General features: G+C 43.2%; 14 protein-coding genes. 3 read left to right on the forward strand and 11 right to left on the reverse strand.

Annotated elements, in window-relative coordinates; translation table 11 throughout:
- Nucleotides 1–39: 39 nt before the first annotated feature.
- A complete protein-coding gene (locus CWC29_RS08875) occupies nucleotides 40–1,047 on the reverse strand; it encodes a phytanoyl-CoA dioxygenase family protein (RefSeq protein ID WP_128726312.1) in 1,008 nt (335 codons plus the stop codon).
- A 133-nt stretch (nucleotides 1,048–1,180) separates the two neighbouring features.
- Between CWC29_RS08875 and CWC29_RS08880 the strand changes: the two genes are divergently transcribed.
- Both CWC29_RS08880 and CWC29_RS08885 read left to right on the forward strand, forming a co-directional pair.
- A complete protein-coding gene (locus CWC29_RS08880) occupies nucleotides 1,181–1,642 on the forward strand; it encodes a carboxymuconolactone decarboxylase family protein (protein ID WP_138521523.1) in 462 nt (153 codons plus the stop codon).
- The gene (locus CWC29_RS08885; RefSeq protein WP_138521521.1) at nucleotides 1,620–2,384 is read left to right on the forward strand and encodes an AraC family transcriptional regulator; all 765 of its coding nucleotides are present in this window, start codon (nucleotides 1,620–1,622) and stop codon (nucleotides 2,382–2,384) included. Before CWC29_RS08880 ends, CWC29_RS08885 begins: the two co-directional genes overlap by 23 nt.
- 43 nt (nucleotides 2,385–2,427) lie before the next feature.
- Here CWC29_RS08885 and CWC29_RS08890 read toward each other — a convergent pair whose 3' ends face one another.
- The 9 genes from CWC29_RS08890 to CWC29_RS08930 all read right to left on the reverse strand — a co-directional run bounded on the left by CWC29_RS08890 (nucleotide 2,428) and on the right by CWC29_RS08930 (nucleotide 11,179).
- A complete protein-coding gene (locus CWC29_RS08890) occupies nucleotides 2,428–3,282 on the reverse strand; it encodes an acyl-CoA thioester hydrolase/BAAT C-terminal domain-containing protein (protein ID WP_128726309.1) in 855 nt (284 codons plus the stop codon).
- Nucleotides 3,283–3,299: 17 nt separating this feature from the next.
- Nucleotides 3,300–4,010 carry a LytR/AlgR family response regulator transcription factor gene (locus tag CWC29_RS08895; protein ID WP_138521519.1) on the reverse strand — a complete coding sequence of 237 codons (711 nt, stop codon included), beginning with the start codon at nucleotides 4,008–4,010 and terminating at the stop codon, nucleotides 3,300–3,302.
- Nucleotides 4,004–5,074, reverse strand: a complete 1,071-nt coding sequence (locus CWC29_RS08900) for a sensor histidine kinase (protein ID WP_235956550.1) — start codon at nucleotides 5,072–5,074, stop codon at nucleotides 4,004–4,006. The genes CWC29_RS08895 and CWC29_RS08900 overlap by 7 nt, the downstream gene beginning before the upstream one ends.
- 103 nt (nucleotides 5,075–5,177) lie before the next feature.
- On the reverse strand, nucleotides 5,178–6,110 hold the full coding sequence (locus CWC29_RS08905) for a class I SAM-dependent methyltransferase (RefSeq protein ID WP_138521517.1): 933 nt from the start codon (nucleotides 6,108–6,110) through the stop codon (nucleotides 5,178–5,180).
- Nucleotides 6,111–6,226: 116 nt separating this feature from the next.
- The gene (locus tag CWC29_RS08910; protein WP_128726305.1) at nucleotides 6,227–6,811 is read right to left on the reverse strand and encodes a GNAT family N-acetyltransferase; all 585 of its coding nucleotides are present in this window, start codon (nucleotides 6,809–6,811) and stop codon (nucleotides 6,227–6,229) included.
- An 88-nt stretch (nucleotides 6,812–6,899) separates the two neighbouring features.
- Nucleotides 6,900–8,156, reverse strand: a complete 1,257-nt coding sequence (locus CWC29_RS08915; protein ID WP_235956551.1) for a DUF418 domain-containing protein — start codon at nucleotides 8,154–8,156, stop codon at nucleotides 6,900–6,902.
- The gene (locus CWC29_RS08920; protein ID WP_138521515.1) at nucleotides 8,116–9,465 is read right to left on the reverse strand and encodes a M23 family metallopeptidase; all 1,350 of its coding nucleotides are present in this window, start codon (nucleotides 9,463–9,465) and stop codon (nucleotides 8,116–8,118) included. The genes CWC29_RS08915 and CWC29_RS08920 overlap by 41 nt, the downstream gene beginning before the upstream one ends.
- Before the next feature lies 1 nt (nucleotide 9,466).
- Nucleotides 9,467–10,795 (reverse strand): M23/M56 family metallopeptidase, encoded by a 1,329-nt coding sequence (locus CWC29_RS08925; RefSeq protein WP_138521513.1) that lies wholly within the window; start codon nucleotides 10,793–10,795, stop codon nucleotides 9,467–9,469.
- Nucleotides 10,796–10,798: 3 nt separating this feature from the next.
- On the reverse strand, nucleotides 10,799–11,179 hold the full coding sequence (locus tag CWC29_RS08930) for a BlaI/MecI/CopY family transcriptional regulator (protein WP_128726302.1): 381 nt from the start codon (nucleotides 11,177–11,179) through the stop codon (nucleotides 10,799–10,801).
- Nucleotides 11,180–11,337: 158 nt separating this feature from the next.
- Here CWC29_RS08930 and CWC29_RS24075 point away from each other — a divergent pair, with 158 nt between their 5' ends.
- On the forward strand, nucleotides 11,338–12,897 hold the full coding sequence (locus CWC29_RS24075) for an ATP-binding protein (RefSeq protein WP_138521511.1): 1,560 nt from the start codon (nucleotides 11,338–11,340) through the stop codon (nucleotides 12,895–12,897).
- Nucleotides 12,898–12,921: 24 nt separating this feature from the next.
- Here CWC29_RS24075 and CWC29_RS08940 read toward each other — a convergent pair whose 3' ends face one another.
- Nucleotides 12,922–13,677: an SDR family oxidoreductase gene (locus CWC29_RS08940; protein ID WP_128726300.1), complete on the reverse strand. Its 756-nt coding sequence runs from the start codon at nucleotides 13,675–13,677 to the stop codon at nucleotides 12,922–12,924.
- Nucleotides 13,678–13,784 lie beyond the last annotated feature (107 nt).

Raw genomic sequence — 13,784 nt, forward strand, 5'->3', positions numbered from 1 at the left:
TTAAGACAAAATTTAGCCAAATAGAGATTTTTTCACTTTCTACGTTTCTGGGAATGGATGCATATTGATGTATTGCACTATACGAGGTGCGTTTGCTGTATTCGCACTGCCACCATGGGGTAAAAACTGGTGCCAAATCATCATATCTCCTGCATTGGCTGCAATTGCTTTGGAACCCAGTTGATGTAAGTACTCTGTATTTGGTATACATGGATCCCATGGGGCAGATGCAAGCCATGACTCTAGTTTTGTATGAAATCCGGGCACAACTGTTGTAGCCCCCTGCTTTTCTTCAGTGTCTGATAGATACAAAATCCCTTGCGTGCCAAACTTAAGCTGCCTAGAGAAATCTAAATCCCAGTGTAGATCAGGACCTTGAAAACTAGATTGCACAGTTTCAGGCGGGTTGAACCCACACTGATCGGCTGAAACTATCAGTTGTTCGCTCTGCCATAACTGGCTAAAGGCCTTATGAATTCTCATCGAATTCCGATTGTCTTCCAGTGCTTTATGTTGTACCAAATGCACCATACTGCGACTCATTTTTCCTTTGTTAACTTTATACCAAGTCTTTGGATCTGCTAGCTCTATCTCTAAATAGTCTTGGATCGCGTTTCTCGCATTAGCACAGCCTTCAGCACTCACTGCATTTTTAACGATGACATAACCGTTGTCCCGCCAGCATTCTAGGTCATCCTCAGTGAGTACATCCGGCATATTCTGAACTGCAGCTATTTTTTCTTGATAACTGTCGGGACAAGGCATCTGGCAGGTGACATGTTTTAGCAGTGCTATTTTTTCACTACTTGGCTGAGCAATTGTTACTATTGCATCAATAAAACTATCGTAATCGTGTGCATATCGAAACTGTAGCTGATGTGCTTGAGATAAACTTAGGCCCAGTATGTCAAAAGTCGTTTTATATAATTCGAAACTAACTGGCTCTAACTGCTGCTGTTTATTTGTGAGAGTGTTGTTGGCTTGAAGCCAGATCTTTTTGAGTATGGATAAATGATAAAGCGCTAGATCAAGGTTTACATCACACATTATTTAACAACCATCCTTTAAAGCAGAGTTGTGTGTTCCCTCCTTAAAATTTTATTACAAAGACGTTTTTTTTCAATTTTTACCGCTTACACCTCAATACACTATACGTATCACTAAACATGAGGATTCAGAGATGAAAAGAGCAGACTACTTCAATCAGGCACCTGAGCTTATTCAGCACTTATTGGGACAAGAGGAGTTATTAAAACAGCAGGCCCACGCTACTTTTGGAGTCACAATCTGGGAGCTTGTTAAACTTAGAGCATCACAAATCAATCAATGCGCTTTTTGTATTGCAATGCACACTAAACAAGCACTAGAGTATGGTGAGACCACTAATCGTATTATTGGATTAAGTGCATGGCAAGACATGCCGCTATACTCCAATAGAGAAAAACTAGCATTAGCGCTTTGTGAAAAGCTGACAAACGCACAAATGATTGACGACGCTTTTTATCAAACACTCAATATAGAATTTGATGATAAAGAGCTGGCCACGTTAACTATCGCTATTAATGCCATCAACAGCTGGAATCGGATCGTTAAAATGTTTAAGCCAAATGTAGAGTTCAATGAGCACAGATCTAACACTTGAATTAATAAACCCAACAGGTGAAATCGCTAACTATGTGCAAGCTATCTGGCTTGCACAATCACATAAGCGCGGAGAAACTTGGCTTCCAAGCGACGGGGCAACTGGATTTATTTTCCCTCTTCGTGGGCTCGTTAGCTTCAATGACAATCCGCTCACAGCCCCCTTTTATCTGCAACCAATTGCCATTCAGTCTAGCAAAGTCAACTATTCTGAACAGGCATGTTTTTTCGGGATACGGTTTAAACCCGCGGGACTGGCATTTCTGAAAACGCTGCAACATCCTATAGCAAATCCCAATAATATATTACCCTTGTTGAACACGCTGCAAACTAGTGCCAACTTGACAGCATTACTTCGACTACTAGAGCCGATATTGAATACGCCAATTCCTCGCCACAATTCTATCCTACATACCCAAATACTCCTTGAGCATATTGTTTCAATGACCCCTTTAGAGCAAGCATATGCTCAAACTCCGATCGGAAAACGGCAATTAGAGAGACAAGTTAAAACACATTGTGGGATAACCCCTAAACATTTAGCTCGCATTTATAGAGTTCGATTGGCTAAACAAAAACTGAGAGAAACGCCTGACATTAACATCGCTCAACTCGCGCTAGATTGCGGCTACGCTGATCAATCTCATCTTATTCGCGAATTTAAAACTATCTTTCAGATCACACCAGCAAAATACACAAAGCGACTAAAAGCTGCAGACACAACGTTACCTGCAGCTCGGTAAATTTTTCAACGACCAAGAATATAAAAGCAAGGTTAATTCATTACTACTTATTCGCGCAATGTGCGACCAAGGTTTCGCTTAAAAATTGATTTACCTCAGTTTGCACTTTTTTGTTAAAGCTGTAGTGACCCGAGTTAAGTGCGATATGTTTAAATGGATGAGAAAAATTAGCTTCGCGTAAACCAGCTTCAATATATCCGGCCATTTTGTACGATGGCCAAATTTCATCGTGTTTGGCAGAGACCAGCAGCACTGGCCCATTGGTGTTTTCAACCGGGATGCGAGCGGCTGCAATTGCTTCAGGCGTTGCCTCTGCCAATGCAGCCTCAAAGGCAGGTGTAAACTCTCCCGTTACGTTCCCCTTTTGCATTTTCCATGACAACAGGGGTGCATCAATGTAGTCCAGAGCATTACCGCTAAGCGTCCAGCTCGAGCGAGAAGACAAGGTTTTAACAGCATTCCAGCTTACGTGACTAGGCATAACGGACACGACATGGTTTATCTCATCAAAGTGCGCACCGAGTAATAACGCAAGCTCCGCTCCTTTAGAAAAACCATACACCGCGACGCAATTTGGGTTTATCTTTGGGTCTGCACTCAATGCTTTTATCCGTTTGGCTATATCATCCAAAGATAATTCAGCTGCACTGCTCGATGTATTTTCGGTGCCATAATAACCAAGTGCAGCTACTGAGACACCAATATCATTAAATCCATCTAAAAATGGTTTCCACTGAGGATTAGCGAGTGTATTCCCTCCTTCGCTACCACCTAACACCACAACCAACGGATGAGCCTGACCATCATCGATAAACTGACGTTTAACATCTGGTATAGTCGTGTTTGAACAGGCCGCAAGAAGCCCTACCAAAGAAAATGGCATTATAGTTTTCATCATTTTATTACCTTTTTGAGTTAGCTGAGCCCTATGTTGCTCAGTTGTTGTTTGAGTAGTTTTGCACCGCCCCGGCTAGTCACAACTTGTAAATTGCTATCTCGCAACTTGACAAGGTAACCCCCTGTAACCCAGCGTTCAAACGCAGTTATCGCGCTTTGGTTTACAATGGCATTACGGTGAACTCTTAAGAAATGTGTTGGCAATTGCTGTTGGATCTCCTCAAGGGAGCCATCAATGGGATATTGCTGTCCATTACTAAACGCAATGGCTTGACCGTATTCTAGCTTGATAAGTTCGATACTGCTGACATCAATTAGTGAGGTTTTCCCCGCCACCTTACTCGTTAAAGTAGCGGCGAATCCTGTCGCGATAACACGATTGACTCTTGATAGCGCCAACGCTAATCGTTCGGTACTATAAGGTTTGAGCAAATAATCAACAGCGCCGAGCGTAAAGGCCTCAACCGCAAACTCACTGTAGGCCGTGGTAAAAATTATCGCACCTGCAAACCCCGCCCCTTGAAGTTTCTCGACCAAAGTAACACCATTGCATTCTGGCAAGTTAATATCGACAAAGACAATATCTATCGCAAGCTCATGATGTGCGTCAAGAAATACTAATGGCGTGTTACAAGTCAGTACCAAGTTGTGCTTGGTGATCTGGCCAAGTTGTTCAGTTAATTTATCAATGGCTGGTTGCTCATCTTCCACAATGGCAATGTTCAACATTCCTTTGCTCCTCGTGTAAGTGAAAAGCTGACAACCGCACCACCTGTGTGCAGGTCGTTACCAAGCCTAAGTTCAGCATTTTCTTCTAACTTTAACCGTGAGCGCGTGATCGAAAGGCCGAGTCCCGCATCTGACGAACCCAATATGTCCTGCTCCTTAAAGCCCACCCCGTTGTCACTTATTTTAAACACTAACTGGTTCGCTAACTTTTTAATTACTACTTCAATGTGAAGCGGCCTGCTGTTGCCATGTTTTACTGCATTTTCTAAAAGCGGCTGTAATATCATTGGCGGTATTGCTTCGCTCAATAATACATCGTCGATATCAAAGTCGATGATAAGCGCATCCCCAGACCGACTTTGCTCTATCTCGCACCATTGATTTAGTGCAATTAGCTCATCGGCAACAGACACTTTGCTCGGTATTTTTCCGCTTGTCACAGAATGCGTTAATGAATATCTTAATACCGCAGCGAGATTATGAACCAAAGACCGTGCTGCTTCTGGTTGATTTGGTACAAAGGCTGCAATTGTGTTGAGGCTATTGAACATAAAGTGCGGGTTTAACTGACTGTGTAATAACTTAATTTCAGCTAGTTGGCGAAGCTGTTTTTCTTGTTTTAACAACTTTTGGGAAAGGTAGAACTTAATCACCACAAAAATACCGCTAGACCAAGGCAGTGCGATGGTTAGCGCCTCAAACAGTGAAAATGCATGGGTATTTAACATTCCACTTCTGAGTACACCCCAACATAAACAGCCCATTACCATCAGTCCATAAAAGCCGATATATTGCAGCGGCCAATTGCCTATCTTGAAACGGATGATGAGTACGTAACTTATCACCATCGGTAACCAGTAGAGGAACACAACCGCCAAAATAGAAGAAAGCGCGATATTTGCCGACAACAACATGCCCCGCTGCACCCAATCGGTAAGACTGATAGCAAAACTTATTGCGGCAACGATGGCTAAAATTGCGAATTGTTCATTTCGCTGCAATGTGAGATTGACCATAATCAATACAAATAGTGACTGAATACGTTCATGGTACGCATTTAGCATCGAAAAGCACTCTGAATATTGCTGAATGGTCGCTTTTCAATGCTAAATGGTTATCTGTATTAGTCCACACTTTTACATCCAAGTTAAAGTGCTAAGAAATAGATTAACTTGCTTTAAACCGTAAACACTTGAGGCTGCTTTGCTCATCAATGTCTTTAAATTCAGGTGGGTTTTGTAAACGTTCAACAAACGTAAGCGTTGGCGCCTCTCTGGTCATTTCATCAATCAGAAATTGGCTTGAAACATCGGGGGAATTTACACACGCCAACACTTGGGCATTTGGCGTAAGTAACTCAGGAAGCTTTCTTAAAATACGTTGATAGTCTTTGGTCAGTGCAAAGCTGCCTTTTTGAAAGCTTGGCGGATCAATTACGATTAGGTCGTACGGCCCATATTTACGTACTTTTCCCCAAGATTTAAATAAATCATGGCCTAAAAAAGATACCTTGCTGAGGTCGTGTTCATTGAGTTGATGGTTGACTCGGCCTTGCTTGAGCGCCGCTTTTGCCATATCTAGATTCACAACATGGGCAGCACCGCCCGCAATCGCCGCGACGGAAAACCCACAAGTATAAGAAAACAGATTAAGTACCCGAGCCCCCGCAGACTGAGCTTTTACAAACTCACGACCCAAACGCATATCTAAAAACAGTCCCATGTTCTGCTTTACGCCAAGCTTTAAGCCATATTTAAGTCCATTTTCTTCAACGATAGGCATAGCGGTTAATTCACCATACAAGACCTCGAGATCTGAATCAGGCAAATAACGATGTTGCAGCAAAATAGCAGAGAGTTTTTCGCTAAATGCTTCAGTCTCCACAAGTGATAATAATGCCTGCTTTAACGACGCTATAAAGTCAACGTCGTGCTCCTTGAATAAAGAGATTAAGAGCTGACCTTGTAACCAATCTACGGTGATTTGTTCAAGCCCTTCATAGCAACGACCACGTCCATGAAATAGACGCCTAAGCTCGTTTGGTACGGCTTGGGTTTGCAGATGATTAAGGAGGGTCGATACAGGGTTTATTGCTGTCATGTCGGTGTCTGGTTATGCGTAAAATTCGGCATTTTACTTGTTACTTCATAGCAAAAGCAAATGTCTAAGGCCTGCTTATCTTTCACGTTTATTTTTTGCAGCAAAGGAAACCAGTCTTATGGGCGCCACAACATCGTTGTTGCCCCGCTAAAACCAATTAACCAATTGAGATAAGAAAAATCCTCATGATGGGAGGCAACAAAGCCCATTCTCATGTAAAGCTTTTTTGCTTGGGGGTTAGAATCAATTACATCAAGTCGTAATGCGTGAAACCCGCTTTGTTTGGTATAGCGCTGCAGTGCCACTAGAAGCGCAGTGCCAACACCTCGTCCTCTGACCGATTCTGCAACAGCGATACCATCCATCACTACTTCATTGGGCGCAGGCTTTCGCTCAAATAGGGTAAACACCGCTGCGGCTTTAACCCCGCCTAGCAAACCTAATTCGTCAATAAGTCCAGAAAAGCCCATATTCGATGTAAAACCGCTTTTGCCATATTGAAAGCCCGCAATCCCCACTAACTTGCCGTCTGCAAAGGCAGCGAAAGAGTATTCTGAGATGAAGCTCTTCGCGATAATAGTGATAAGCTTATTGCGATCCGGCACTGCGGCTTTGAATTTGCTACCAAACGCGTCAACATAAAGCTCAGCAGCCGCTTGCGCATACTCTATATCCCATCCTTGTGTTATTTCTATTTCCATACCTTACCTCAAGCTAACGTGCCAACTTCAATAGTAGGTCAAAACTAGCTTAGGAATGAAGTTCGAATTTGTAAAAAATTCAAGTCGATTATGCATATAACTTAATTGTTAGTTTGCGCCATACACGTTCAACGGGTCCCACCTTAAAGAATCGCCCATAGATCACATTTAATAGCAGCTGCACTGCCATAATAGCAAGCCATAAGAACAAGAGCTCACTGCGACTTAGCGTATTATGTAATCCAAAGCCATAAAATATGACCACCAATAACAGTGACTGTCCAATGTAATTACTCAGCGCAAATCTCCCCACTTGATTTATCGCCTCAAGGGGTTTGAACCGATGCAACCAACGGTTATATAGCAAAGATAACAAAACCAAGTAAACAATCGCTTGCAGCTCCCGGTTAAGTACGATGACCATTTGTTTAGCGTAAGACAACACTGGGATATGTGAACTGTGTAGCCAATGAAAATAGCGAGCTTGAGTGGCATAACACGACACCGCAATCAAGCAAAGTAGCGCTACAACCGTGAGTGGGCTAAGCTTAGTCTTTGAGAACAATCCCCATTGAAACAGCTGCGAGCCTATCAGCATCATCATTAGCGTGGACCAAAAAATACTTGAATAAAACAGCTTACCTTTGTGGACTTGTGAGCTGTCAAAGTTTTTCTGCCAATACTCAGTTAAGCTTGGCGTTTCTTCCAAAGTACGATGAGTGGGTGTCCGTGGTTCGGTTTTATTCTGCCACCGGTTAATCGCTTTTTGCTGGTCTCGTGTGCGAGACACTTCGTCCACATTGAGTGCAGCTTGGTAAGCATCGTATTGGGCGTTGGTGCGCTCTGCTCTGCCAAAACCTGCAACTAACATAAACGCCAAACAAATTACTATGCTGACTTTGATGGCCCGGGTGCCAAGTAATATGACGGTGGTGGCAATCATTCCTATCACGGCATAGTGATAGAGAATGTCGCCACTCCAAATACAATAGGCATGAACAAGGCCGAGTATAAATAAAGCCACTAGCCTTGCCGCACTTAATTTAATCGCAAATTCAAATGGCTGTTTTTGAAGAATGATGGTGAGACCTGCGCCAAATAACATCGCCAGCAGTCCGTAAAATTTGCCCTGAGCAAATACATAAACCCAGTACCTTACCTCACTGTCTATATCCGTCATAAAGCCATATTGGTAAATGCCCCATGGATTGGGATAGGCAAAACTTTCGATGTTGATAAGTAAAATACATAGGATTGCTACCCCGCGAATAAAGTCGAGGCTGTTAATGCGATTTCTTTCAGGGCTAGTCATCGGCATTACCCATGCTGCCCGACTGTCCATCATTGTGAGCTAGCTTTGTGTTTTCGCTATCGAGTAGTGTGGTAATTTGTGCAACCTGCGCGCTAAATTCATCAAATTGCGTGTCATTTAGCTTAGTATTTTTTGGTTGTTTTAGGGTGAGTGGATTGATGGCTTTTCCGTCTTTATGCACTTCATAATGTAAGTGACGCGCCTGCGACAGGCCGGTATTACCAAGATAACCTATCACATCGCCTTGCTTTACTCGCGTCCCAGCCTTGAGGCCGCTCGCAAAGCCATTTAAGTGAGCATAAAGTGTTTGATAGCCTTTACCGTGATCTAACACTACGCGATTACCAAAGCTGCCGCCCCACCCAGCTTTGAGTACTTTTCCAGAACCCGCAGCCATAATAGGCGTACCAACAGGCGCACCAAAATCGATCCCTTTGTGCATTCGGGTGTAGCCCAATACTGGGTGATGACGTTTACCGAAGTTTGACGATAATCGAGCACCGTTAAGGGGCGTTTTCATTAAAAAACTTTGTGCGAGGGTACCGTCTGAGTGGTAAAAAGCGGTCGTTCCGCCATTATCAGTAAACCGGTATAAGCGGTATTTTTCTTTTCCTGAAAGTAGCGCAACATGTTGTAATTCTATAGGTTTGGAGATTTGCTTGAGTAACTCTTTGGCTGCCACAAGCTGCTGTTCTTGAAATACAAAATCAATTTGATCGCCGGCATATACTTCTCTTTGAAAATCGACAAGGTGAGATAAGGCCACAATACTTTGATTGATAATGTCATTGGGTACCCCGATTTTGCTGGCGTCTACAAAAAAGCTAGAATCTATGCTTGTCGATAAGCGCTTTGTTTGCGTGACGGTTTCAAGCTCACTTAGCGATGCATGCCAGTGTTCATCTACTCTTTTAATCTCAATAACCTGTGCAAATGCATATTCAAAGCAGATCTGCTGTACTTGTCCGTCTACAAGCTCTGCTTCTATTAACTGTCCAGCCTTGAGTTTAGTCAGTGATGTCCACGTACTCACGGCTTGTTCCACCAGCCAACTATCGCGGTCACTGAATGCAAACTCACTTAAAAGATTCGCTAAACTCTCACCCGATTTAAGTTCAAGTAAACGAATATCTTGAACAGGTTTTAACTCCTCTGTGATTTGGGTTTGGGCCGCGACTGAGTCTTCAGCGGATCCATTAAGTACAACAGCTTGGCCTTGTTCTGCTTGCGCCAAAACAAAGGTGTTCTCTTGCGCTTTATTGACCGAATGAGTCTGCTCTGGTTGTTTCGAGCAGCCAAAAGTTGCCATCATTGCAATGGCGATAGAAAGCTTTTTAATCATGTTAATTTTCCAATAAGGTCAGCGGATCAATGCGCGTGTTGTTATGCAGAGCTTCTAGATGTAGATGTGGACCAGTGACTCGACCGGTTTCACCTATGGTACCGATCACTTCTCCTTGCGATACTTGCTCACCCACTGCAACATCAATGCTATCAAGGTGTGCGTAGAGACTTTGATAACCATTGTCATGATGGATCAACACCACTTTACCGTAATTCTCAGGCAGGGTTTTATCATCAGCAATCGTGACCGTACCGCTGGCAACCGCCATCGCCGGTTCACCAACGCCGCCAGCTAAATCCAGTCCTTGATGTGCTTTATTGTGACGAAAGTTCGATACATGTCCAAACCTTGATGTTATTTCAGGGGTGACGACCGGGTATGTCCATGTTTTACTCACCATTGCCGTTCCCATTGTCCATTGAATATTGCCATAGGCTAAACCTGAACTAAGCAACACAAAAACCCCTATCAACACAAGATTACTTGGCTTCTTTTTAGATTTAAGAATAACGCTAAAACGCTTTTTATAGTCATCTAAAGTCAATGAGTTAGACGCAAAACTTGCTGTCATATTCATCGTTTCCGGCGGAGCAGCAGCTCGTTTTAAAGAGTTCATTAATGCTTTGCTATAAGCCAAGGGCTCTAGGCTGTGCTTCGCTATCGTCACCTCATCACAGCGATATTCCATCGCTCGAATAAAGCCCAGTTCCATTTTTGCAATAAATGGATTAAACCAAGCAAGCGTCGTGAGTATTCGCCAAATTACGACAGCAATATGATCGCCTTTATCTATATGAGTTAACTCATGCAGAATAAGCGCCTGCTGCTCGGCCTCTGGCAGCGTGTCAAATTCCACCGGCAAATACACTTTGGGTTGCCACAGTCCGAACACAAAAGGAGAGCAAGTAATTGGCAATTGATAGCAACTCCGTGTTCCGAGTTTTATTTTTGAAGCAGTACTACAAAGGCGTTTTACTCGCCAAAACTGTCGCCCAAGTACCAAAAGATGAGCAATGAGACCAACGCAATAGACCATAAATACAGCCAAAAGCGTCAAGTTTAGCCAGTCAGACCCAACCTGTGTGCGCTTAGTCATTGCCAGCAGCGGCTCTGCAAATTGTTGTAAGTTGGCATTAAACAAGATGGCTGGAATGGCGTTATGTTGCTCTATGTGTTCAAGTGGGATCCAAGGCACAAAAGTCACTGCCAGCACGCCCCACCAAAGTCCCTTATTCTGTATATACCGAGCGGAAAATTTCACTCCAAGTGCGTACGTTAAGCCACTAAGCGCCACCCACAGCAAGACCGAAAGTAATATCAGTTCCATACTTTACTCTTCATCACCTTGCGTCTTAGCTAACTCATCTAACATGGCTTCTAATTCATCTAATTCATCCGCTGCAATTAACTTACTATCTGAAAACATAGCGATTGGAAGAGGCTCATCCAACTCCATGATTTGCTTTGCAAACTCTTGGGCATAAAGTGCGAGAGTCGGTACCTTAGCAAGGACAGCTGAGTATATTTTTTTATTGCCTTGCATTTGCTCGGCGAGATAACCCTTTTCACACATTCTCTCAAGAGTTTTTCGAGTTGATGAGTAGCTCCAACTGAGCTTTGATCCTATTTCTGTGTGAATTTCTTTACCCGTTTTTGGCTGTTCACGCCAAAGGATTTTTAAAACGATTAGTTCGGTTGAGTTAGGTTTCATTGTTTTTCTCACAACTGCGACATATGTCACACATTAACAAACAAAAAAGTGCGACACAAGTCGCACATTATGCTTTTTTAATTTTCACCACGAAAAATGGCGACATTATCAACAGCACTTATACTTCAAGTTGATATGCAAAAAATGAGTTATCTGTAGTGCTAGAGCTAATTAATATTCGCCATAAATTATGGCTGCTAATTGTGTTTCCCGTCATTGCGCTTGCCTTACTGCTCGGATATGCTTTTAACCGTTACGCTCACCTTGAGTCAGAAGTAGAATCTCTATACGCCGATCGTGTTGTGCCGCTTATTCAAATAAAAAAAGTATCAGATCACGGTGCGATTCAGATTGTCGACATACTTCATAAGTATCGTGCAGGGTTGGTCTCCAAAGACGAGGTGCTGCTGCAAATAGCAGATGCAACTCGGGTCATGAACGACGCGTGGCAAAGCTATCTAAACACATATTTGGTGACTGCGGAGCAAGTCAAAGTTGAACTCATTGAGTTCCAAATGCAGGCCGTATTTACGCATATTGCCTCGCTCCAAAGCGCGATAAATCAAGGGACATTTTTAGCAATTCCACAACATCAGTTTGTTACTGCACTCTATGAAAAGTTCGATCCGTTAACTGCATCACTACAAGCACTCACCGAGGTACAAAATGACGTCGCACTCGGTATTGTGGAGCAAACCGAGCATCAATTTAGCCAACTAAAGTTGTTGCTCATTATTTTTTCTGTGATTGTATTGGTGAGCTTAATTGCCGTTGGCTTCGCTTTATATCGCTCTATTCAACATCCAATCAATCATATTCGCTCGCAAATCAATCACATTATTGAGAGCTCGAGTCTCGAAAAACGTATCGACATTGATAACCACAATGAATTGACTGATGTTAGCCTTGCCATCAACCAGCTCCTTAGCCACATCCATGTGATCCACCAGCAACTGGTAGAGGCGGAAAAATTATCAAGCCTAGGTAGTTTAGTTTCAGGATTGGCTCACGAGGTAAATACTCCACTTGGTGTCTCGATTACCGCAGTGTCATCCTGCCAAGAGCAAGTGGATGCGATGGAAACCGGCATGAAAGCGCAGCGTTTGTCGCACGCTGAGTTTTTAGAAATTATGGCAGCATTGGATTCTGGGTTGTCTATCGCAGAGCGAAATCTCGGCAAAACGGCAAAGCTAGTGCAAGAGTTCAAGAATATCTCCGCAGAGCAAGAAACTGACGTCGAGCAACTTGTCGACCTAGAAGCCGTTATTCGCAATTATTGCGAACAAACGGCCCGTTTTCAGTTAAAGATGCGCGTTGAATTTAGCGCAACAGGAAAACTGGAACAACTGGTCAAAATCAACGTTAAGGCGCTACAGCAAATTTTGTTGCAGCTGCTTGAGAATGCCCGAGTGCATGGTTTTAGTAATGATAGCGACACCCAGCCATTTGCTGCTGTTCGTTTAGAGATCACTGACAACAAAATATTTATTCGAGTCAAAGACGAAGGCGTCGGTATGAGTAATGAGGTCCTAAATCGGATCTTTGAGCCCTTTTACACCACAGCTCGCCAACATGGTCATGCTGGGCTTGGACTTTCCGTCACCTATAATCTCGTCAAAAAACATTTAGAAGGTGACTTAAAAGTTAATTCCAAAGCCGGAAATGGCACCACTTTTACCATCTTGTTGGCGAACAAAACGTTGGCACAAACCGCCTAACCAACTTGTGCCCTAATAGCATACTTAACGAGTGACAAAGCCTCCGTTAACAAACAAGGTTTGTCCAGTCGTCCAGCGTGATTGCTCCGACGCAAGATAAAGCACTGCAGGGGTAATATCGTCTACTTGCCCTAGTCGGTTCATTACACTTGCAGACTGCAAATAATTAACGGTTTGCTCGTTTTCTTCGCCATGGAAAAAGTCAGTGTCAATTGGACCTGGTGCAATCGTATTGACGGTCACACCTCGATGTCCGACTTCCTTTGCCAGCGCACGAGTGAAGTGCTCAAGTGGTGCTTTTGAGCCAGCGTAGAGCGCATAATTTCCAGTAAATGCTGCCAATAGCGAAGTGCCCATATTAATGATCCGACCGTTATCACGAATATGTTTAGCGGCTTCTTGCATCACAAAAAATGCCCCTTTACAGTTGATCCCAAATAGCCTGTCAAAATCTTCCTCGCTATATTCAGCAAATGGTTTCTTGCTGATAGTACCGGCATTATTGATAACGATATCCACGGCGCCAAACTCACTAATAATATGCTCAAATATATTCATTACCTGCGCTTTATTGCTGACATCTCCGTGTACTAGCGTCGTCCTAACACCCAGCGCTTCAACTTCCTTCTGGGTTTCAAGTGCTTGTGGTTTAGAATGGGCACTATGATAGTGAATGACAAGATCAGCGCCTTGCTTTGCCAACGCAATAGCAAAATCCTTCCCCATATTTTTGGCTGACCCAGTGATAAACGCAACCTTACCTGTTAACTGCTTAGACATACCTATTTCTCCTACTTGCAATATTCAATCGACTTTTAGTGTAGCTAGGTGAAAGGGATACAGGTATAGTGATTTTAGTCATTTACTAATTGCATTTTTTACATCCG

Origin of the sequence: Pseudoalteromonas galatheae (genome assembly GCF_005886105.2) — a bacterium.
GTDB classification, from domain to species: domain Bacteria; phylum Pseudomonadota; class Gammaproteobacteria; order Enterobacterales; family Alteromonadaceae; genus Pseudoalteromonas; species Pseudoalteromonas galatheae.